The sequence below is a fragment of the Priestia sp. 179-F W1.4 NHS genome, from assembly GCF_045369295.1.
Classification (GTDB): domain Bacteria; phylum Bacillota; class Bacilli; order Bacillales; family Bacillaceae_H; genus Priestia; species Priestia zanthoxyli.
Window position 1 is genome coordinate 1,124,417 of the sequence record NZ_JBIQFF010000001.1, and the last position, 20,857, is coordinate 1,145,273.

21 protein-coding genes and 2 pseudogenes are annotated in these 20,857 nt (G+C 35.5%); 12 read left to right on the forward strand and 11 right to left on the reverse strand.

The genetic code is table 11. From position 1 onward, the window contains the following. Positions 1-261 precede the first annotated feature (261 nt). From ACH0CI_RS05855 to ACH0CI_RS05865, 3 genes are all read left to right on the forward strand, one after another. On the forward strand, positions 262-1,428 hold the full coding sequence (locus tag ACH0CI_RS05855) for an alanine dehydrogenase (RefSeq protein ID WP_406901022.1): 1,167 nt from the start codon (positions 262-264) through the stop codon (positions 1,426-1,428). Between the two features lie 21 nt (positions 1,429-1,449). Further along, entirely contained in the window at positions 1,450-2,868 is a 1,419-nt protein-coding gene (locus ACH0CI_RS05860; RefSeq protein WP_335708321.1) for a sodium/glutamate symporter, read from the forward strand. Positions 2,869-3,253: 385 nt separating this feature from the next. Continuing rightward, positions 3,254-3,640 carry a hypothetical protein gene (locus ACH0CI_RS05865; protein WP_335708322.1) on the forward strand — a complete coding sequence of 129 codons (387 nt, stop codon included), beginning with the start codon at positions 3,254-3,256 and terminating at the stop codon, positions 3,638-3,640. Positions 3,641-3,774: 134 nt separating this feature from the next. Here ACH0CI_RS05865 and ACH0CI_RS05870 read toward each other — a convergent pair whose 3' ends face one another. Then, on the reverse strand, positions 3,775-4,887 hold the full coding sequence (locus tag ACH0CI_RS05870) for a type II asparaginase (protein WP_335708323.1): 1,113 nt from the start codon (positions 4,885-4,887) through the stop codon (positions 3,775-3,777). A 603-nt stretch (positions 4,888-5,490) separates the two neighbouring features. Between ACH0CI_RS05870 and murQ the strand changes: the two genes are divergently transcribed. From murQ to ACH0CI_RS05885, 3 genes and pseudogenes are all read left to right on the forward strand, one after another. Continuing rightward, positions 5,491-6,381 carry an N-acetylmuramic acid 6-phosphate etherase gene (gene murQ, locus ACH0CI_RS05875; RefSeq protein ID WP_335708232.1) on the forward strand — a complete coding sequence of 297 codons (891 nt, stop codon included), beginning with the start codon at positions 5,491-5,493 and terminating at the stop codon, positions 6,379-6,381. A gap of 32 nt (positions 6,382-6,413) precedes the next feature. Beyond that, positions 6,414-7,820 (forward strand): annotated as a pseudogene (locus ACH0CI_RS05880) (PTS transporter subunit EIIC); the annotation flags it as partial. A 120-nt stretch (positions 7,821-7,940) separates the two neighbouring features. Then, a pseudogene (locus ACH0CI_RS05885) lies at positions 7,941-8,381 on the forward strand (PTS sugar transporter subunit IIA); the annotation flags it as partial. A gap of 111 nt (positions 8,382-8,492) precedes the next feature. Here the strand turns inward: ACH0CI_RS05885 and bioC are convergent. The 3 genes from bioC to bioF are packed head-to-tail and all read right to left on the reverse strand — an operon-like array spanning position 8,493 to position 11,228. Further along, entirely contained in the window at positions 8,493-9,314 is an 822-nt protein-coding gene (gene bioC, locus ACH0CI_RS05890) for a malonyl-ACP O-methyltransferase BioC (protein ID WP_335708231.1), read from the reverse strand. Further along, positions 9,307-10,053, reverse strand: coding sequence for an alpha/beta fold hydrolase (locus ACH0CI_RS05895; RefSeq protein ID WP_335708230.1), 747 nt, complete (start codon positions 10,051-10,053; stop codon positions 9,307-9,309). Before ACH0CI_RS05895 ends, bioC begins: the two co-directional genes overlap by 8 nt. Next, entirely contained in the window at positions 10,050-11,228 is a 1,179-nt protein-coding gene (gene bioF, locus ACH0CI_RS05900) for an 8-amino-7-oxononanoate synthase (RefSeq protein ID WP_335708229.1), read from the reverse strand. Before bioF ends, ACH0CI_RS05895 begins: the two co-directional genes overlap by 4 nt. Positions 11,229-12,082: 854 nt before the next feature. Here bioF and ACH0CI_RS05905 point away from each other — a divergent pair. Next, positions 12,083-13,003 carry a CPBP family intramembrane glutamic endopeptidase gene (locus tag ACH0CI_RS05905; protein ID WP_335708228.1) on the forward strand — a complete coding sequence of 307 codons (921 nt, stop codon included), beginning with the start codon at positions 12,083-12,085 and terminating at the stop codon, positions 13,001-13,003. 43 nt (positions 13,004-13,046) lie between these two features. Continuing rightward, the gene (locus ACH0CI_RS05910) at positions 13,047-13,193 is read left to right on the forward strand and encodes a hypothetical protein (protein ID WP_335708227.1); all 147 of its coding nucleotides are present in this window, start codon (positions 13,047-13,049) and stop codon (positions 13,191-13,193) included. 53 nt (positions 13,194-13,246) lie between these two features. On the opposite strand, the gene ACH0CI_RS05915 is transcribed toward ACH0CI_RS05910, so the two are convergent. After that, a complete protein-coding gene (locus tag ACH0CI_RS05915; RefSeq protein ID WP_014458832.1) occupies positions 13,247-13,960 on the reverse strand; it encodes a hypothetical protein in 714 nt (237 codons plus the stop codon). Positions 13,961-14,338: 378 nt separating this feature from the next. Between ACH0CI_RS05915 and ACH0CI_RS05920 the strand changes: the two genes are divergently transcribed. Next, positions 14,339-14,506 carry a hypothetical protein gene (locus ACH0CI_RS05920; protein ID WP_217027021.1) on the forward strand — a complete coding sequence of 56 codons (168 nt, stop codon included), beginning with the start codon at positions 14,339-14,341 and terminating at the stop codon, positions 14,504-14,506. 401 nt (positions 14,507-14,907) lie between these two features. On the opposite strand, the gene ACH0CI_RS05925 is transcribed toward ACH0CI_RS05920, so the two are convergent. Further along, a complete protein-coding gene (locus ACH0CI_RS05925) occupies positions 14,908-15,099 on the reverse strand; it encodes a hypothetical protein (protein ID WP_028414873.1) in 192 nt (63 codons plus the stop codon). Positions 15,100-15,510: 411 nt separating this feature from the next. Here ACH0CI_RS05925 and ACH0CI_RS05930 point away from each other — a divergent pair, with 411 nt between their 5' ends. Further along, positions 15,511-16,020 carry a GNAT family N-acetyltransferase gene (locus tag ACH0CI_RS05930; protein WP_335708226.1) on the forward strand — a complete coding sequence of 170 codons (510 nt, stop codon included), beginning with the start codon at positions 15,511-15,513 and terminating at the stop codon, positions 16,018-16,020. Between the two features lie 80 nt (positions 16,021-16,100). Next, the gene (locus ACH0CI_RS05935) at positions 16,101-17,303 is read left to right on the forward strand and encodes an iron-containing alcohol dehydrogenase (protein ID WP_335708225.1); all 1,203 of its coding nucleotides are present in this window, start codon (positions 16,101-16,103) and stop codon (positions 17,301-17,303) included. A 79-nt stretch (positions 17,304-17,382) separates the two neighbouring features. Here the strand turns inward: ACH0CI_RS05935 and ACH0CI_RS05940 are convergent, their stop codons facing one another. From ACH0CI_RS05940 to ACH0CI_RS05950, 3 genes are all read right to left on the reverse strand, one after another. Further along, positions 17,383-17,976: a hypothetical protein gene (locus ACH0CI_RS05940; RefSeq protein WP_335708224.1), complete on the reverse strand. Its 594-nt coding sequence runs from the start codon at positions 17,974-17,976 to the stop codon at positions 17,383-17,385. Positions 17,977-18,075: 99 nt separating this feature from the next. Next, complete coding sequence (locus ACH0CI_RS05945; protein ID WP_406901023.1) at positions 18,076-18,507, reverse strand: hypothetical protein; 432 nt, start codon at positions 18,505-18,507, stop codon at positions 18,076-18,078. Between the two features lie 113 nt (positions 18,508-18,620). Next, positions 18,621-19,037 carry a hypothetical protein gene (locus ACH0CI_RS05950; protein WP_115654629.1) on the reverse strand — a complete coding sequence of 139 codons (417 nt, stop codon included), beginning with the start codon at positions 19,035-19,037 and terminating at the stop codon, positions 18,621-18,623. A gap of 261 nt (positions 19,038-19,298) precedes the next feature. Here ACH0CI_RS05950 and ACH0CI_RS05955 point away from each other — a divergent pair, with 261 nt between their 5' ends. Then, entirely contained in the window at positions 19,299-19,580 is a 282-nt protein-coding gene (locus ACH0CI_RS05955; RefSeq protein WP_406901024.1) for a hypothetical protein, read from the forward strand. Between the two features lie 136 nt (positions 19,581-19,716). Here the strand turns inward: ACH0CI_RS05955 and ACH0CI_RS05960 are convergent, their stop codons facing one another. Together ACH0CI_RS05960 and ACH0CI_RS05965 are read right to left on the reverse strand one after the other, a co-directional pair. After that, positions 19,717-19,977 (reverse strand): hypothetical protein, encoded by a 261-nt coding sequence (locus tag ACH0CI_RS05960; protein ID WP_335708536.1) that lies wholly within the window; start codon positions 19,975-19,977, stop codon positions 19,717-19,719. 270 nt (positions 19,978-20,247) lie between these two features. Beyond that, entirely contained in the window at positions 20,248-20,502 is a 255-nt protein-coding gene (locus ACH0CI_RS05965) for a hypothetical protein (protein ID WP_098626278.1), read from the reverse strand. Positions 20,503-20,857: the final 355 nt, after the last annotated feature.

Sequence of the window (20,857 nt, forward strand, 5' to 3'; positions counted from 1 at the left end):
TATGCAAGATTAATAAGCTAAAAGCTTGTTACTACACAAAAATAGCTAGTAATATTATATTATTTTGAATTTTTATTCATTTTGATTTATAATTTGGTAAGTAAATGCAGAATAAGGTTCTACTAGAACAAGCTCTCTATAGTTTGTGTGTAGCAAGATAAGGTATATTTATTCCAGTCTGAAAATTTATAATAATTTATTTAATCTTAAGATCACGCATGAAGGAGAAGCATTTACAAAAACTAATTTAGGGGGATCAACATGGTATTTGGCGTATTAAGAGATAAGAAAGTGGGAGAATATCGAGTCATTATGACGCCTTTAGAGGTTGCTGCTATTAAAGATGACGGCCATAAGGTTCTTGTTCAAAAAGATGCGGGCGTACTAGCGGGATTTACGAATGAACAGTATGAAAAAGAAGGGGCGGAAATAGTAGAAACAACAGAAGAGATGTATGAAAGATGTGACTTTATCGCAAAAGTTAAAGAAATTGAAGAAAATGAGTATAAGCTGCTTAAGGAAAATCAAATTATCTATACGTGTATACATCCAGCTGCACACAAAGAGCAGGTACAAGCTATACTCGATAGCAAATGTATTGCGTTCACAGCAGAGGATTCTCATAGATTTGGTTCAGTTAACTGTGAAGCAGCGGGAAAACAAGGTGCATTAATGGGTCTGCAGGCTATGCTGACGATTAACGGCGGGAAAGGAAAATTTGTTAGTGGCTTAGCCGGAGCCCCTGGTATGAATGTGCTTATCCTTGGAGGAGGACTAGTAGGAAGGTCGGCGCTGCAGGTACTACATTCTTTAGGTGCGTGGTGTACGGTTATGGATGTAAATTACGGAACATTAAGAGATATTGGCAAAACGTATAATGAAAAAGTAAATACGCAGCTATCAACTAAGCAAAATATTAAAAAATTGCTTCCTGAAATTGATATGGTGATTAACTGTGTAAAATGGCCAAAGGAACGCAAAGATTATTTAATAGATTGTGATATGCTCAATTTAATGGAAAAAGGATCAGTTATTGTAGATATTAGCAATGATACTGATGGTGCAATTGAATCCTTCCGTGAAACAACTCATGAAAATCCTACATATATCGAAAATGGTGTCGTTCATTATTGTGTCAGCAATATTCCTGGAGCTATTGCTAATTCTACTTCTGTAGCTTATGCGGCATCTGTATTGCCACATATCCAATCCATCCTAAATTCAGGTGTGAAATCAGCCTGTATTAAAGACGGATTTTTAAGACGAAGCTTAACCGCTTATAAAGGATACCTTACACATGAAGAAACAAGTGCTATCCAAAATAGACCTTGGATCAAACCAGAAGACGTATTACATATACAAGAAGAAAAACTAGACCCAGCACCACCGGCTACATCAACAAGATCAACTAATTTTTTAAGCATGTAACGTTACGAAAGGAGGATATGAATGACTGTATATACGATACTAGTAGATTTTGCTTGTGCCAGCGTCCTTATTCTAATAGGCATGCTGCTTCGCGCAAAATTTAAATTTATCCAAAGAAGCTTCATTCCAGCAAGCTTGTTAGCAGGGTTTTTAGGATTAGCATTAGGACCTAGCTTTCTAAATGTTCTACCTTTTTCCGAAGATATTAGCTCCTACGCAGGAATCATTACTATCTTTGTATTTGCGGCTGTGGGGATAAACGGGTTTTCCTTTTCACCCGGCAATATGAAAAAAGATATTAATCGAATGGGCGCATATGCGACTTATAAAATTCTTTGTATAGGTCTTCAAATGTCTATTCCAATTATTTTTTCGATTTTAGTTATTTCAAAGTTTGCCCCGGAGATTAATAACGGATTTGGTTTACTGCTGGCAGCCGGATTTTATGGAGGTCATGGAACGGCGGCAGCGGTAGGTACAACCTTTGAAAATTTAGGATGGGAAAATGCAACTGACTTAGGAATGACAGCTGCTACTGGCGGTATTTTAGCAGGTATTTTTGGTGGACTTATTTTTATAAAATGGGCAACTCGAAAAGGCTATACTCACTATGTAAAAGATTTTTCGGAAATTTCGGAGGATCTAAAAACAGGATTAGTTCAACCTAAAAATAGAACGGCAATGGGGAATGACACGATTTCACCAATTGCCATGGATCCATTAGCCTTTCATTTAGCATTATTAGTTGTGCCATCAGGTTTGGGCTATCTATTAAATAACTATATTGCTACTGCTTGGGGACTAGAATTCCCAACGTTTACAATAGCATTTTTAATAGCGCTGCTTATGTACATATTGCTAGGCAAAGGAGAAAAAGGCGTTTACAAATACGTTGATAGTAAGATAGTCGATCGTTTAGGAAGTGCAGCAACCGATTTTCTTGTATTTTTCGGTGTAGCGTCAATTAAATTACCAATTGTGGTTGAATATGCACTTCCGCTTGGTTTATTAATGCTTTCAGGCATAGTAGTAGTGGTGGTGATGCTAGTCGTAATTGGACCTGCTATGAACTATGAAAGCTGGTTTGAACGTTCTATATTCGTGTATGGCTACTCAACAGGTGTATTCGCTATCGGACTTACATTACTAAGAATTATTGATCCTAACAATAAATCAAAAACACTTACAGATACAGCGGTAGTTGGACCGCTTAATACGCCGTTAGAATTATTTGCATGGTCAGCGGGGCCTGTTATGCTGCTAAGCGGACAGCACTGGACGTTTGTTGGAATTTTTGCAGGCATATCTATTCTATGTTTCGTCATAGCTCGAATCTTCAAATGGTGGCACTGGAAGGTTCCTTTAGGAGAACGCCCTCCTGTTCCATTAGATAGAAATGAAAGCTTTATTCGGATATCGGGAGAACATATTGAAAAATAACGTAGGTTAAATAAAATATGTATACCTGACTAATTATATTTATATCTTATGAACGAGAAACAAGAGCCCGTAAACGTATGTTTACGGGCTTTTACAATCCGATGAGAAGCTTGTGATAGAGAAGGATAAATTCGTCCGTTTTCTACCATGATTTATCTCTTGTTTTCCTTGATTAACGGATTGTTAGTGCTTGACCTATATTAAGCTGATTGTCTAGATATTTATAGTCTCTGTAGGTAGAAATCTTTAAAAATATACCTTCTTTTACTCGGAAACCGGAATATTTTTCAGAGTTGTACGATACTATTTTCTGATACAACCTATTCTTACAACAGGTGGTTTCTTTGTTTTACCTATAAATCGCTATTGAAAGGAGCAAAAGTAAATGAAACGAAATGTTGTGTACGGCTTATTACTAACATTGTCTTTAGTATTTGCGATTTTTTTAATTGTTGATTGGCGCCAATACGAAACTGGGTTAGAACACGCCATTAAGCCTGCTGATAAAAACTATGAGAACAGCGAAAACTATATTTCTGACAAACGTATGATAGATGTAATTGTAAAGCTAACGGAAGAAAGTCCTGCAACATTTGGAACAAGATTAAAAAGTGCACAAAGAATAGACGAGAAACGTGTCCATGTGAGTACCAATAAGTTGGAGGGAACTATTGAATTAAAAGATATAGAAGGTAAGACCTTGGTATGGCGTGTGCTAGATAACACATCCAATCATTTAATTATAGAAAGCAAGAACTGGGGAAATGAATAAGGGATCTGCTGATGTTTTTTCTTATGAAAACAGGCTGAGACAAAAGTATGCTAGTGGTGGTGTCTCAGCCTGTTTACACTTTTGTTACCGATTGTTCTTAAAGCACCAAAATAGAGGAGGAAAGATATTTTTGATTAATACTCATTAAAATATTCTTGAATCTTTTTAGGATCCTTTGTTTTCGTTAAAGCAAGCATTAAAAGAATACGGGCTTTTTGTGGATTTAATGAATCCGATGTAACAAACGTATCTTTATCATCTGATTCTTCATGTGTCACAACCCCGCTTCCTACGCGGCTAGATCTAACAATAACTATGCCTTTTTTTACCGCATCTCTAGCACCTGTTAGAGCAGCATCCGATAGCAGCCCATTTCCTGCTCCTGCGACGACTATTCCTTTAGCTCCGGCTTTTACGGCTGTGTCATAAAAGTTCTTAAAGTCGTTTTGATACCCATATATGATGTCTACTCGAGGAAGCTTATCTAATTTTGATACATCGAATAGTGATTGCGTTGTATGCTTACGAGTTGCTTTATTATAAAATAATACCTGATCTCCAGCTATTTCTCCTACATATCCCTGTTCAGGGGATTTAAACGTATCCACTGCCGTTGTATGTGTTTTCGTTATATAACGAGCTGCGCCAATTCGATCGTTAAGCGCTACTAAAACACCGGTATTTCGTGCTTCTTTTTTAGATGCAATTTTCACCGCATTATACAAGTTTAGCGGTCCATCTGCACTTATAGCGGTAGCTGGTCTCATTGAACCAACCACAACTACAGGTTTTTCACTTTTTACTACTAAGTTTAGGAAATAAGCCGTTTCCTCCATCGTATCAGATCCGTGCGTCACGACAATCCCGTCAACATCCTTAGACGCTAATAGCGTATTAATTCGTTTGGCTAACTTTAACAAAATGCTGTTATCTATATTTTGACTTCCGATATTTACGACTTGTTCTCCGCTTACATTCGCTAGTTTTTTTAACTCAGGAACAGCTTTAATGATGGTTTTAATATCAAGCGCTCCTGATTCATATCCAGTTGTGTCCGTGCTGCTTTCAGAAGAACCTGCAATCGTACCTCCAGTGGCCAAAATTTTTATATTGGGCAACTCTTCTTTCACTGAATGTTTTACAGTCATTTTAGAATCATTTATAGATGCATTGACAAATGATAAAGATCCCGAAAATAAGATAACGCTTGATAAAAAGGTGATGCTTACTATTCTTTTCAGTTTCATCGTTACGTAGCTCCTTTTACGCCAAAGACATGTAACGGTATTATTAGTAATTTGAGTTTGAAATATCCAATCATTTGTCCGCACGAAGAATAAATAGATAAACGCATTATTTTTATGAGATCCTTGTTGCTTTTTCTCTTAACAATTTTCTAATCTCCTCACATAAGTGAATTTGGGAATCTAAAAGCTTCATTTCGTTTATATCTTCTATTTGTTTAGACATGAGTTCGGCTCCTTTATAACCTTTTAAAGAACTATTCTGTTCTAAAAAATGGAAATTATTTCGCTTTTTTACCCATTTAACATAAGGTAGTCTCTATATAGGGATGAAAATAATGATTTTAATAGGAACGTTTGTAAAAAAATCCTTGCTGCAGCAGGGAAGGAGTCATTATTGATATAAGACATGCTTGATATTTATACGGTGAGAGTTGTCTTATTTACTAAAATTCAGGTATATGATGCTTGTTCAAAGTCACATATTACTATAGTTTTTGAAATTAAATTTTAACATTTTAAAATAATAGTTGAAATTAAATTTCAAAGACGTTATTCTGTACTTGAGAACGATTTCAAACAAAAACAAAGATAGGATGATAAGTAATGCTTGAACATTTAACTACTGAGACTCGTAATGAAAAAACAATGAATCTGGATGAAATGTCCATTTTTGATTTTCTTACAACCATGAATGAAGAAGATGAAAAAGTTGCGAGTGCGATAAAAAAAGAACTTTCTTCTATTGCGAAAGCTGTAGAAGCTATTATAGAAGCTAAGAAACAAGGGGGACGCCTTATTTATATAGGTGCAGGAACCAGTGGCCGCATCGGCTTGCTTGATGCTGTTGAGTGTCCTCCTACATTTGGTACAAACCCAGATGAAGTAATAGGCTTAATTGCCGGCGGAGAAAAAGCTTTTATCAAAGCAGTAGAAGGAGCAGAAGATAGTAAAGAGTTAGGCATGGAAGACTTACAAAACATTCGACTTACTAAGGTAGACATTGTTGTGGGGATTGCAGCAAGCGGTCGTACACCTTATGTCATTGGAGCATTAGAATATGCTAACTCAATTGAAGCTCAAACAATAGCAGTTAGTTGCAATAAAAGTTCTGATATTGGAAAAGTAGCAAACATTGCAATTGAAGTAGTGAATGGTCCTGAAGTATTGACAGGCTCTACTCGTTTGAAAGCTGGAACAGCACAAAAATTGATTTGTAATATGCTTTCAACAGCTTCTATGGTAGGTATCGGAAAAGTGTATGGAAACCTAATGGTAGACGTTCAGCTGACGAATGAAAAGCTCGTAGAACGCGCAAAGCGAATTGTGATGGAAGCAACTTCATGCACGTACGATACGGCAGAAGAGTACTTAGCAAAAGCAAATTGTAATTCTAAGCTTGCTATAGTCATGATTTTAACAGGACTTTCATATGAGGAAGCTTTACATCGCTTAGAACAAACACAAGGATTTATCCGTCAAGCAATCGTGAATTAAGTAGCGAAACTATAAGGGAGATGGGAACAACTATGAGCAAACATCATCAAACAGCTAAAGAACTGCTTCAAGCTCTTGGAGGCAGTTCTAATATAGCGAATTATACACACTGTATGACAAGACTCCGAGTCACCCCAGTGAATCATAATAGAATTGATGAAGCGAGTATAAAACAAGTGAAAGGAGTGGTAGGAGTTGTCGATGATGATACGTATCAAATTATTCTAGGACCAGGAGTAGTTACGAAAGTTGCTGAACAATTTGGTATTGTACTTCAAGAAGATTCTGCAGCTCCTTCACACGAAAAAGCGTCATCTGAAGATTTGACGTCAAAAGGTGCAGATATGAAGTCTGAGCTAAAAAAGAAAAACAATACGCCATTTAAAAATTTTTTACGAAAAGTTGGAAGCATTTTCATACCTTTAATCCCAGCATTCGTAGGTGCAGGTTTAATAGCTGGTATTGCCTCTATTTTAGCAAATAGTATAACTGCAGGAGATCTTGATAAAGATACTTGGCAACAATACGTTACGATTCTTAATGTGATTAAAAATGCAATCTTCAGCTATTTAGTTATTTATGTAGGGATTAACGCAGCAAAAGAGTTTGGCGCTACTCCGGCCCTAGGTGGAGTTATCGGAGGTATTACCCTTTTAACGGGAGTTACAGAAGAGTTTCCTATTATGAATATCTTTACTGACCAGCCTCTAACTCCTGGGCAAGGCGGGGTTATCGGAGTTTTGATTGCTGTATGGTTACTCTCATTTTTAGAAAAATTCTTACGTAGATTTATTCCTGATGCAATCGATATTATTGTAACACCTACAGTTGCTCTTCTGATTGTTGGATTACTAACGATTTTCTTTATTATGCCTTTTGCAGGTCTAATTTCTAGTAATTTAATTGGAGGCATAGATTGGACACTTGAACGTGGAGGGGTTTTTGCAGGTTTTGTACTAGGAGTGGCATTTTTACCATTGGTGATGCTAGGTCTGCATCAAGTATTAATCCCTATTCATATTGAAATGATTAACACAGCTGGTATGACCATCTTGCTTCCGATTCTTGCCATGTCTGGTGCTGGACAAGTAGGTGCAACTTTAGCACTTTGGGTTCGTTGCCGTAAAAATAAATCACTTGTTACCATTATTAAAGGGGCTCTTCCTGTCGGAATATTAGGTATTGGAGAACCACTTATTTATGGAGTTATTCTTCCATTAGGACGCCCATTCATTACGGCCTGTATCGGTGGAGGAATTGGAGGAGCTGTAATTGGAATGTTCGGAAACGTTGGTTCCATTGCTATCGGTCCATCTGGCCTAGCTTTAATTCCATTAATTGCTCATGGTTTATGGCTGAAATATATCATCGGCTTACTTGCAGGATATGCTGGAGGATTCATCTGCACATATTTATTTGGCATACCAAAAGAGGCTATTACAGAAGGCTCTAATAACAAAGAAGTACCTGAAGCGAAGACAAAAACTGAAGTTGCTGCAACAGGTGAGAAAAAAGAAATGAACGATACAACTTTAGGAAGCGCATTCAAACTTCCGTTTGATGGATATATTGTGCCTCTAGAAGAAGTCCCTGATGCCGTTTTTTCTTCAAAGATGATGGGAGACGGTTTTGCCATCGAACCAACTAATAATACGCTTATTTCTCCTATCAATGGGGAGGTTGTTAGCATCTTTCCTACAAAACATGCCATAGGTCTAAAAACAGATCAAGGTCTAGAGTTATTAATTCACGTAGGGTTAGAAACAGTGAACTTGAATGGGAAAGGGTTTACATGTCTAATTAAAGAGGGAGAAAAGGTTACACAAGGAACCCCGCTTTTAAAAATAGACCTAAACTACGTTAAAGAAAATGCTAAATCACTTGTTACACCAATCATTTTTACAAATTTATCTGAACATAATCAAATACAGTTATTAAACACAGGGTACAACGAGCAAGGTATAACAAATATTATTGAGTTAGTTTCTAAAAAACAGTAAGTTAATTAAATCTAATTGATTATTTAAGGGTACTTTTCTAAATAGAAGAGTACCCTTTTTTACTGGCGGCAAGTCATCACTTCTAGAAAGTAGCCAGGGCTGGATTGGCTATTAGTTCGTTTTTGTAATATTAAACATTAAGCAATGATAGGTTACTTTTACGCCATTTTCGTCACGATGATTATTTTCGTATAGGTTGATTAATTCACGAAAAAAGGAAGGGCGCTGACAGTAGCTTTCCTCGTTACTGTTACTTGCTCCAATCTTTTTTATTGATGTAAAAAATGCCTTAACCGTCGGAAAGTATTGAACCTCTAGCTCCTCCGTTTTTGATAGTTTAAATGGATGCTCTCTCAATGGAACTAATGCTTGTTCACAAATTTGAGACAACTCTTCAAGAGAAAAAAACGATTGGCCAGGTGAACTGTTACTGAAAAGACCAAGCCTTTGTTTCGCATGACTGTAGCATGAATGAAGCTCTTGAAACGTACGGTTACCAAAGGTTGAAAATAGCAGGCTGCCTGTAGGCTTAAGTTGTTTATACAATTTTTTAATTGTCGTATGAAGACTATTAAACCACTGAAATGTTGCATTAGAAATAATAAGGTCATAATGTCTTTCTATACTTAGTTCCTCGATATCTCCGCATATGAAAGAAATTCGATCTTCCCTTACTTTTTCCTTTGCTAACTCAATCATTCCTGATGACAAATCAACTGCTGTAATAGCAGCCTTAGGGAATTTTTCGCACAATAATTGTGTTAAATAACCCGTGCCGCAGCCAATTTCAAGAATAGCTATTTCCTCGTTAAAGAAATTGGTGGAAAGCTGATCTATTAATTGGTTTGCCATGCTTTTTTGTACATCGGCATAAGCATCATAAGTTTTAGCATGATTATTGAACCTTTTCTTTAAAAGTTGCTTATTAATCATAAATGAGCTCCTTTTCGAGAAATTTTTCTATAAGTTGCGTACAGTGCTGAGGCTTTGTAAAAAAAGGAATATGGCCAGCTTTTTCTAGAATACACAGCTGCGCTTTTCCACCAATTCTTTCAGCTATGAAAGAAGAAGACTCAGGTAAACATATTTGATCATCTTTTCCATGGATCAACAAACAAGGAGTTTGAATTTGATTGAGTTGCATTCTAACATCTTTTTGGAGTAAATAATCCAGCCCTGTAAGGAGGGAGTACATGCTGTCTCCTTGATAATCACGCTGAACAACTTCTATAAATTGATGATGAAATTCTTCTTCTTTTTCAGATTTAGTGAACATAGCGTTATAAAATGAAGTAAGGGTTTTTTCTTTATTACGCTGTAGCTGTTTTTTCATACGTTCAACGATGCGTTGCTCCCATCCAAATGTATTATGCATGTCGTTTGTAAAGCGACTAGTTCCGCTAATTAATATGAGTCCTTCTATCTTGTTAGGGTATAAATTTGCAAGTTCAAGCGTTACAAGAGAACCTAATGACCAACCCATTAAATAAACAGTACCTGGAGTAGAAGTAAGCAATTGGATTGCTCGTTCTCTAAAGTCACTTAGTTCTTTTACACCTCTCCAGTCTGTACACAAAACGTTACATATAGTAGACAATGATTTTATGATTGGTTGAAACGCTGCTTTTTCCATTCCCCATCCGGGAAATATTATAATAGTGGATGGTTTCATTGAATCACACTCATTTCTTTTCCAATTAGAGAAATTCTCTTTATGGCCCAATCTAAATCTTCTCGCGTATGATCGGCTGTTACAGTAAAACGAATTCTTGCTTTATTTTCAGGAACAGTAGGAGGCCTAACTGCAATAGCAGCAATTCCTTCTATCTGTAAACGCTCTGCAAACTGCATTGTTCTTTTGTTTTCTCCCGTTAAAATTGGAATGATTTGAGATTGACTATTGCATGTGTTAAATCCTTCGTATGTAAGTGCCTTCCTAAAAAATAGTGCATGTTCTTGAAGAAGTGCGCGGCGCTCTGTGTCTTGTTGCACCTTTTCAATCGCAGCCGTTATTGCACCGAGTATAGCAGGGGGAAGAGCAGTTGAATAAATGAGTCCTCGCATTCTATTTTTCAAATAATCTATGAGCCACTGTTTTCCCGTAACATAAGCTCCAAATGACCCTAGCGCTTTACTAAACGTTCCCATTTGAATATCAATTTTATCTTGCAGATTAAGAAAATGTGCGTATCCTTCACCATTTTTTCCGTATACACCGCTTGCATGAGCCTCATCAACCATTAGTAGGGCGTTATATTGCTCTTTTAATTTAACAAGCTCCTTGAGCTTGGCGAAATCACCATCCATGCTGAAAACAGTATCTGTTACAACTAACTTCCGTGACTCTAAGGGAGCTTTTTTTAATAAATTTTCTAGGTGGTTCATATCGTTATGGCGATAGCGTTGAAGTTTTGCACGGCTCAGTAGGGCCCCATCAATGATACTTGCATGATTTAACTTATCGCTGAAGATGAAGCCATTACGCGGAACCAAGGCTGAGATGATTCCTAGGTTTGCATTATAACCACTATTGATAATAAGTCCTGCCTCAGCTTTCTTCCAATTAACAAGGGCTCTTTCTGCTTTCTCGTAAAGGAAGTGATTTCCTACTATTAAGCGTGAAGCTGTTGCTCCTACTCCATACGTCATCACAGCATCACTCATTGTTTTCTTCAGTCCACTATCTCCTGCATAGCCTAGATAGTTATTAGAGGCAAGGTTTAACATTTTACGTCCATTGACTGTAAGCCATGGTTGTTCAGCAAATTCTGTAGTAACAAGGTGCCGTTTTTGAAAAATTTCATCTAAATAGGCAAGTTCTCTCTTAATATCTTCTTCCCAATACAATACACTCTCACCACCGACAATGAAATTAGTTAACTTTAATTTTTAAACAGTTAACATATATATCTAATCACTCCTTTAGAAGAGTGTCAAGATGAGAGAGGTCATAAAAACTCTTGAATAAAAGAAGCAAACTCCTAACGGTAGGGAGTTTGCTTTTTTTGTTCTTTAAATATTCCTGTTTAATAATAAACGTCTTTTCCAACATGTTTTGGATTTATTTACACGCATCATATTAATCTAGCAATTTTATTTGCTTTACTAAACACTTCATATTGATTATCCTCATTTTCTTAGTTATAATGTAATTGTTACATTTGTAATAATAATGTAATATAATTGTAACTTATATACATTTTTGCGGTGTTAGACAGAATGGTAGCTAATTTTAAAAAATGAAAAGCTATTTATGGATAAGCCCTTAGCGATTGTGGAAGCAGCCACGAGGGGAAAACTTTAGATAAAAAGGTGAGGACGATGTTGAAAAAAATATTTATTTTAGTTGTTCTAGGATATATATTCTTGAGTAGCAAGTATTTTCTTCAAAATTATGTGTATGCGGGCACGTATGAGCAGGATATAAAGGTTAACGATGACTTAGTGTCGAGTCTTCTTTTAGAAGAAGCTGTTTTTTGACGGCTTTTAAGGCGCTAAATTTTATATAAAGAGGTAATGGGTAGAGTTGTAATTTCTTAATGTTGTCAGTCTCTTCCCTTATCTTCAAAGGTAAAAAGCAGGCGGTAGTTAACGTAATTGCAGGACTTCGGGTCCTAATAGATTTTTACATTGCCTAGACAACAACGAAGTAGAGAAGAACGATGTAGTTGAGAAGAGAAGGCTGAGGGAGTAAGAACAAAATGAAAAACTATTTAAATGTGGAAGAAGGAAAAAATAGCTGGAAGCGTTATGTAAGTACAACAATCCTTGCTTCTGTGTTTATGCTGTTAGGATCCATTATTTATATTATTGCTGAAATGATAATGGTTGCAGCTGATGAAAGTGGAAAATCATATGTTGATTTTGATAGCGGATTAGCTGTAGGAATCAATGCTAATCTTGATTTTCTGTTGTCTCATATTATGTACATATGCTGGATTTTTGGTTTATGGATCGGGATTCGTTTTATTCACAAACGAAAAATGAAATCACTAATCACTGCTAACAAACGTGTGAACTGGAAGAAAGTAATATGGTCTTTTGGAGCTTTTAGTCTGTTACTAATCGTTTCACAATTAATTGATATCGTGTTTAACCACTCGGATTATTCATGGAATCATGTAAGTTTAAAAGAGTATGCCCTGTTAGTACTGATCACGCTTTTATTAGTACCTATTCAAACAACAACCGAGGAGCTGTTTTTTAGAGGTCTTCTTCTTCAATGGGTGGGTAAGAAAGTGAAGCGTCCAATTTTACTTGCGATTATTGTGGGACTAATGTTTTCAATAGGTCATTTTGCTAATCCCGAAATGAATAAATCCATTATATTGGTGGGACTAGATTATATTGTAGCTGGTTTTGCTCTTACATATATCGCGGTTAAAACAAAAAGCTTAGAAATTACCATTGGCGCACACGCAGCCAACAACATGTTTCTCGCTCTGTTCCTTACAACGGATGATTCTGTTTTCGGGTCTATACCGAGTTTGTTTAAGGTAGCTAACACTGAGCCAGGAGCTAACCTTATTTGGTCGATTGTTATGTTTAGTGTTTTCTATATCTTATGTAGAGGGAAGATAAAAAAGGAAGAAGCAGCTGACAAAGATCAGCTTATTGCTTAAATTGGCAGAACCAATACCTAAACAGGATAGGAGATGTAACAGAGTGAGTGGAAATCACGATGAAAATAAACCATTGACTCGTGCAGAAATGAAGCGGGGCCACATAGCTACTCAACATCGTATTTTAAATGTGCTTATCGTTCTTGCATCGATTGCTGCAGTATATCTAGTAATAAAAACCATACTTTAAAAGAGCAGCCTTTAAGGCTGCTCTTTTTATTTTGTAAAAACACGCGCACGCAACTACCAATTGAAAAAAGCTTTTAACGAAATCATTGTAGCGGCGTAGACAAGAGATGAGATTAAAAAGGTTGGCAAATGCGCATGTTTTTCAAAAGGGAGCTCTTTACTGATGACGTTAAATAACATTGCACCTGAACTAAAAGCGATCATCGACTCAATAAGCAGGCCTGATGAGGGGCCAAAGACACCCAAAATTGACCCAAGAAAAGTTGCTCCGGCCAGCATATAGCGACCTCTAGTTTTGTGTAAGCGCGGATGTTTTTTTCCTAGATGGTAAGACCACCCGATAAAATGAAGGCTGATAGCCAGTCCGTAGAATACTGATTCAACTCGCTTAACATCGGTTGAAAACACGACATAAGAAATGATAAAAGAATAAATCATAAAAAAACTAGCCTGTACCATATAAACGGTCAGTTCCGTTAGGTGAGTGGCTGCTTTTGTCTGAGCAAATGAATACACTGAAAAATAGACGAGTAAGCCGAGAAGACCAAGAAAATATAGTTCAGTATCAAGGGCTAGCGATCCTCCAAACTCTTCTTGTTTCTTATGAAGCGTCGGTAAGATATAAATAAATACATAAGCAATAGCTACACCACCTGATAATGAGAGCAGCTTTTGCTCCCCGATTGGAGAACGTTCGACAATCGTTAATGCGTATAGTTGAATGAGGATAAAAACAATACCTATTATAATTGATTCAATTGTAACCATGATGGTCTCCTTTTAAGGTTCACTTTTAGGGTTTAATTCCCTTTAATAGAAGAAGAGAAACCATGATTTAGATAGTAAATGAAAGCTGCAGCGGGTGTTCGGCTCAAAGCAGCAACGCTCCTTATCACGTGACAATAAAATGGAATGGTAAAGAAGATAAATTTGATTTAACATCAAAGTAGAACGATAAAACGTTGTATGTATATGAAACTAAAAATCTGGTCGCGTTAATAACATATTTTCCCTATTCTAATCAAGTTAAAAATCCTTTGCCTACATCAGGGAAGGATTTTTTTAAAAAATTTTGCATTTATTGGTTGTTAATCTGAATAAAGGGGAATTACATCTATTAAGAGCATACAAAGGGGATAAATAGTAGTGACAAATTATAGGTACTATACGGGATCCCTGTTCGTCAGGGAATTAGAACGTTTAAAAGAAGAATATATTCAACTTGATCTCGACGATGTGAAAAGAATGGTGGAAGAAGATATTTTACTGTTAGAAAAAGCGGTGAATATGTTGTCTGTGAATACCGTTTCTTAAATTAAGCAACTTAATCAAGGTGCAATAAAGCATTATCTAACGACTGCTGTTCATTCAATTTTAAAAAAAGCTACCTCTTGTAACTGGGAAGAGGCGGTCTTTTTCAATTTCCAGACTGGATAGGGCATACTAAGTAAAAAAAACGTTTGAAAGCATTTTATAACATTTCCTAGTTTCTAAGAAATGTTGCCCAAACAAAAAAAGGACATTTCTTCTATGCCCTGTTCCCTCATATCAGCCCCGCCTACGCTAAATACTATGACAGCCACTCATGCCATCCAACCTATACTTAGTATAAACGAAAACGTTTACAAAGTAAAGATATTAATGAAATATTCTGTCTATTTTTTTATATTAAACGTATCTATTTCGAATAATATCAAATATAATAGATGAAATTTTTAATGTCTAGAGATTAGCTCACTCATTAATCTGTTTAAAGCAATGTGTAATATATCATGTTCTGTATACTCTTGTTCAAAGGCTAGACTTCTTTTTTCTTTTTTCCTCAACAGCTTTCTAATTTCCTCACATAAGTAAAGTTGAGAATCCAAAAGCTTTATTTCTTTTCTATCTTTTGTTTGTTTAGACATGAAATCAACTCCTTTATGATTCTTTAAGGAACTATTCTACCTTAAAAAGTAAAAATCCTTCTTCTATTACATCGGATTAACGTAATGGGGTTTATTAGAAGGACCAACCTTAGATTAGAGATAATTGATTTAATAGCTCAAACAGATGAATTAACCCTAATTAAAGACAAAGATTAACCATACGTAAAATGTAAGAGAGGGTTTTTTGATTGATTCCAGAAGTATATACAAAAATGTTCTATTTAAACAGATTAATCGCTTCATTCAATTATGCATCTACTTATTTTAATTTGGCTGTTGTATATCGTAAGTAGAAATACACATTTACCTTTGTCAACGATATTTATGGAATTAAGTATGGAATTAATTGTAATTTGTGGTTGTATTTCTTTAGAAGGAGAAGATAAATCAATGAGTACAAAAAGAATACATCTTACGCCATTTGAAACTACTCACATTCAATACTTACATAAATGGTTAAATGATGAACGGGCAATACGAATGATAGGCAGAACACCTTTAACTTATGAAGAGGTGGTACAAGAAGTAGAAAAGAAAAGAATGAACAACGATTTAATTTTAGGAATTGAAAGCGATGAAAAAGAATTAGTCGGATGGGTATTTCTGAAGGATATAGACTATGCACATGGAAGAGCTAGTATAGGAATTCTCCTATCTTCAGAATCTAGAGGTCACGGATATGGTCGAATGGCTATGGAACAAATGATTGATCTAGGGTTTAAACAGCTTCGTCTAAATAAAATCTATTTAACCACAAGGGGAATAAACGAACAGGCCATTACACTATATGAAAAGATTGGTTTTGCTACCGAAGGAAAATTAAGAAACCACGCCTATGTGGATGGGAAATACGTAGATACATATTTTATGGGTATATTAGCTTCAGAGTGGAATAAGTAAGCTTACCGGCCATCATGAAATTTTAAAAACTAGTACTTCTTAAGATATGTATTTGATTTTAGACAACGGGAGGGGTATAAATGAAATCTTATAACTATTTTTGTTCTACTCGAATTGAGGTAGGAATGGGGAAAGCTAGAGAATTACCAGAAATGCTGACATCTTTAAATATTGGTTCATCAATTTTAGTCGTGAGTGACCCTGGTGTGGTTCGTGCGGGATTAGTTTCACCAATTGTAACTGTCTTGGAGGCTTCTGGTTACCGAGTGCTGGTATTTGATTCAATTGAACAAAACCCTCGAGATACGAACTGCTTGGAAGGTGCTAAGTTATTTCGTGACTTTAGTGCGGAGGCAGTTGTGGCCATTGGTGGCGGGAGTGCGATGGACACGGGAAAAGCTATTGCGCTGTGCGGCCCAAACGGCGGAGAACCATCTGACTATGCAGACGGCCGACTCCTGTATTCAAACATCGCACCAGTTATTTGTATTCCAACTACTTCAGGTACGGGCTCAGAGGTTACTCGTTCTGCTGTTATTACCGAGGCATCTACACATCGAAAAATGACGCTCAAACATAGTACATTAAGACCTGTCTTGGCGATTCTTGATCCTGAACTAACATTAAGTCTTCCGCCTTCTGTTACGGCTGCGACTGGCATTGATGCCCTCGTTCATGCGATTGAAGGTTATACGTGTAAAGTAACAAATCCTATTTCACAAGCGCTTGGGGCTCAAGCAATGAGAACGATTGTTTCGGCATTGCCTATCGTTTTCCGCGATGGTAAAAATGAAGCGGCTCGTCAAGATATGCTGGAAGGAAGTCTCTTAGCTGGCTTGTGTTTCGGATCTGCAGATGTTGCTTCGGTACACTGCTTAGCAGAAGCGCTTGGAGGGCTTTATGATACCCCGCATGGAGTTGCTAACGCAGTATTTTTACCATACGTATTACGATTTAATTCTATGGAGAATAAGCAGCTGCATGCTACATTAGCAAGGTATATGAGTTTTGCCAAAGATTCAGATTCAGATGAAATAGCTGTTGAAAAATTAATTTACGGGATTATAGAATTAACAGAATCATTAAATATTCCTAAATTAAAAGAGCTAGAGGGTGTAAAGAAAGAAGACTTTCCGAGCATTGTAAAGTTGGCTATGCAAAACAACTCAACGCCAAGTAACGTCCGCTTAATTACCGAGGCTGATTATATGCAAATTCTTGAACAAGCTTACTTTGACCGTGTAGATAAAAAACGGCATTTTGAAGTAGAGAGCTTAAATTAAAGAATGAAAATTAAAAACCGGCCCCAATTGTCAGACAGCGTCTAACGATTTGGGGCCAGTTTTTAAGCAGTATCTATTTTTAATAAGAAGATACATAATACCAGTTCTTATGCACTTTTTCTATCTGTTTAAAATCTCCATCAAAATCGCTTTTTGAAGGTTTATGATCATTTGGGTCATAAACAAATCCTGAGAAATTGTCTAGCATCCCGCGGTACGTAAAGAAAAGAATTGATGTCGACTTTCCTTTTGTTTCTACTTCAATGTCGCCTCCGCCTTTAGACAATTGAGTATACTCTTTTGGCAATTGAATAAGTGATGGACTATCGGGTACGTTAGGTTTAATCACGCCATTTTCTATTTTAGCCGCAGCTTCTTCTCTCTTCTCTTGATGGATTTTAAAGTTCAAATCTAAGTTGACTTGAGTAAAGGGAAAGAAGAACCATAATATAATAGTAATGAACTGAATAACAACCGGCTGCCACTTTCTATTTTTAAAAAGGTGAATCAATGCCCATACAGTTATGATGATAAAGAAAGCATATACAAATAACCAAACAGGTAACATTAAAAATTCCGTTATCATATCCACCAGATCCCACTGGAACAATGATACTAGAATAACTAGCAAACTACTCATTAACGACAAAAGCAACAATCGACTACGTTTCACACATTTTCCTCTTCCTGAAATTATTCTTTTCTATAATATATATGAAAATCCTTCTGTATCATAATGTCCGTTTTCGTTAGAAGCAAAAGCAAACCTTAATTAAATTTTTTTTCTGTTAAAAACCTTATTTATAAGTAGCAAAGTATGATAAAAAGTATTAGATGCAAGAATACCCAGTGCAAAAAAATAAAATAACAATTGGTAATCTAACTGAATTCCTTCAAACAGAAAGTAAAATGCTAAAGCAGGAACTAATCCTGCTAACGAGTACATTAATAGCTGATAAAAGTACATTTTTCTTATCTGCATGTTATGTGCTAGCATATCAATTAGATAGGAACAAATAATTCCAACAACTATATAAACGGGTAAAGTATACATCAATGTAAATACGAATGTATCTGTAAAGCTGAAGTAATAAATATTAGGTTCTTTTTCACTTTCAGGTGTTAAGCTGATTATCCCATAGACAGCACTAAAAATAGCAGTAGATAAAAGGGATGTAACAACTAGTTTTATAAAGCGACTCAAGGCAGTTCTCCTTTAATAGTATATTCAGTTGAGTTTTTTATTTTTCGGGTCTTCTTGTTTCCTTAAATTGAACTATGTTATCAGCGACTAATCTCTTGGGTAAATCCATGTCCCTAAAAAGGATTATATGATCGTTCTAATGGAAAGGTTTCTTTATGAGTCCCTTTAGAATCCTTCCATTCTATTTGAACTTTATAAGTCTCATTCCTTTGTGGACGGTCACCTAAAGACATGAAGTCAAAGGGTTGCTGAAAAATTATATCGTTATGAGGAGAATAGTCCACTTTTTTACCGTTCTCTATAATATTAAACCTATGTAATGTAATATCATCTTCAGATAAGCACTTTAGAGTTCCTTCCCAATATGTATCAGAACGTGTATATTCGGCTTTCCACACTTTACTTGGTGATTGACCAGTAAGGTGTGGTTGACTACTGAAAAAATAGTAAAGATACATTGCAGCAAAGATAATTAAAACGGTGATAATAGCCCAGCGGTATGGGTGTAATTTGCGTATCAAATAGGTCATACATACAATTCTCCTTTAATTAATAAACTGTACTGCGAACAGCAATAGGGTCAAAAATTTATTTTTTTAAAAGAAGTCACAAATAATAATATAGCACTACAAAAAAAGAAAATATACGAAAATTAGTAGATGTATAGTAACGTATGGTTTTAAGTAGCTATCCTAGTTAACGTATTAGGAATTCCTTTGAAATTGAAAGTATAAATACATTTATTTCTTATTACGGTAAAATCAAAGAGATAATGTATAGGAGGAATTACATTGATTAAAAATTTGCCTTTGTTAATTTCCATATTAATAATTGGAGTTAATATGTCTACAGTAAGTATGAACGGACATTTACCTGCGTTTTTTGAATGGGCGTTACCAATTTTGAGTATTATTTTAAATGTTACTGCAGTTATAGGATTATCTTTACATGTCTTCGTATATAAACCTATGAAAAAAGCAGAAGATAATCTAAATGGAGACAAGTACTATTTTCAGAATGATTTTAGGAGCTGTAATAGGCTTGACGATTTTATTAACGTTGGAAGTATCTAAAGAGAACTATATATTCATAATCCCAATCTTCATAGCGTTGTCTTCAATACCTAAAAAGAAAGGCGAAAGAATACCATAATCAAAAAGGATCTTAGTTTACCAGATCCTTTTATTTGTTTATTCATTTAAAGTGTCTTTAGAAATGAAAGATAAAGACTGATACAACCAAGTAAGCTAATGAGAATAAACTCAACAGAAAAACAAAAGATGCAAAAAGTAAAACCTTTGACTTTTTATTGATGGTTGTACCGTTTTTGAATAAGGTAGAGAACCCTAATAACAAACCTCCTAAAATCGATACTAACCCAAAAAATTGGTGAACCGTACTTGCCGTCCACATCCCTACAACAAGGACTATTAAAGCAAAAAATGGATTAAAAATCATATTTACAGCCATATGAATCTATCCCTTTCCAATAAGCTTTTCTTAGCTTTTACAACTCAAATAACTCCTCTGGATTATTTCACAATAAAAACGATCCGAAAGTAAATTGCTAATGTTAAATAAATCAGTGGATTAGCTTTACCCAGCCCAAGTAGGAGATTCCTAAAATAAAAGCCCAAAGAAATGCTACACGAATATTTCTAGGTATAGAAATCCATAGCTTTAACATGTTCCAAAGTAAGTGATCTTTATTCGATTTTTTCATAGTTCGTAAATCCTTTCTTAACTAAGGCGTTCTTCCTTAAGAAGCTCATCTAATCTCTGACGGAATAATCTTATTTCATTAGTATCATTCAGCAGATACTCTACATCAAAGCTAGCTATAAATTCTTTAACCCGATTGTTATAGATAATTTCTGTTCCATAAGCAGCTCTAAACCATTTTTGCTTACGTAATAGACTAAGTTTCTTTTTAGCAGCCATTGTTTCCTTGGAAGGCAAAAACGGTAGTGTTCCTCCAAATAAATCTTCTATCAACAAAATCACCTCTTATACATTTAAAGGTAATTATATCATTAGTTACCATTAGTAGAGGTTTTTTAATTAACTATCATATTAATTCCGTAAAATGTAGCATGTACAGCAACGACATAGTAAAATTCTTGTTTTTTTACACAATGTTTACGTATATACCTTACTAGAAGGGGATTCTTTCTATCTAAATTTGTATGACAATCTTTCAATTAATATGCTATAATTATTTATAGACCTAATCTTTCTTAAACTTTTGCAATGCTCAATATTTGAAAAAGCCATCTCACTTTTTAATGTCAAAAGAATGAGGTGGCTTTTTATTTTATGATGTAGTTCATTCCTCTTCAGGAATCTTAAT

Excerpts from the sequence above, each read along its gene's own strand:
- ACH0CI_RS05855 (WP_406901022.1), top strand. The coding sequence starts at position 262 with ATGGTATTTGGCGTATTAAGAGATAAGAAAGTGGGAGAATATCGAGTC.
- ACH0CI_RS05860 (WP_335708321.1), top strand. The coding sequence starts at position 1,450 with ATGACTGTATATACGATACTAGTAGATTTTGCTTGTGCCAGCGTCCTT.
- ACH0CI_RS05865 (WP_335708322.1), top strand. The coding sequence starts at position 3,254 with ATGAAACGAAATGTTGTGTACGGCTTATTACTAACATTGTCTTTAGTA.
- ACH0CI_RS05870 (WP_335708323.1), bottom strand. The coding sequence starts at position 4,887 with ATGAAACTGAAAAGAATAGTAAGCATCACCTTTTTATCAAGCGTTATC.
- murQ (WP_335708232.1), top strand. The coding sequence starts at position 5,491 with ATGCTTGAACATTTAACTACTGAGACTCGTAATGAAAAAACAATGAAT.
- bioC (WP_335708231.1), bottom strand. The coding sequence starts at position 9,314 with ATGATTAATAAGCAACTTTTAAAGAAAAGGTTCAATAATCATGCTAAA.
- ACH0CI_RS05895 (WP_335708230.1), bottom strand. The coding sequence starts at position 10,053 with ATGAAACCATCCACTATTATAATATTTCCCGGATGGGGAATGGAAAAA.
- ACH0CI_RS05905 (WP_335708228.1), top strand. The coding sequence starts at position 12,083 with ATGAAAAACTATTTAAATGTGGAAGAAGGAAAAAATAGCTGGAAGCGT.
- ACH0CI_RS05915 (WP_014458832.1), bottom strand. The coding sequence starts at position 13,960 with ATGGTTACAATTGAATCAATTATAATAGGTATTGTTTTTATCCTCATT.
- ACH0CI_RS05925 (WP_028414873.1), bottom strand. The coding sequence starts at position 15,099 with ATGTCTAAACAAACAAAAGATAGAAAAGAAATAAAGCTTTTGGATTCT.
- ACH0CI_RS05930 (WP_335708226.1), top strand. The coding sequence starts at position 15,511 with ATGAGTACAAAAAGAATACATCTTACGCCATTTGAAACTACTCACATT.
- ACH0CI_RS05935 (WP_335708225.1), top strand. The coding sequence starts at position 16,101 with ATGAAATCTTATAACTATTTTTGTTCTACTCGAATTGAGGTAGGAATG.
- ACH0CI_RS05950 (WP_115654629.1), bottom strand. The coding sequence starts at position 19,037 with ATGACCTATTTGATACGCAAATTACACCCATACCGCTGGGCTATTATC.
- ACH0CI_RS05960 (WP_335708536.1), bottom strand. The coding sequence starts at position 19,977 with ATGGCTGTAAATATGATTTTTAATCCATTTTTTGCTTTAATAGTCCTT.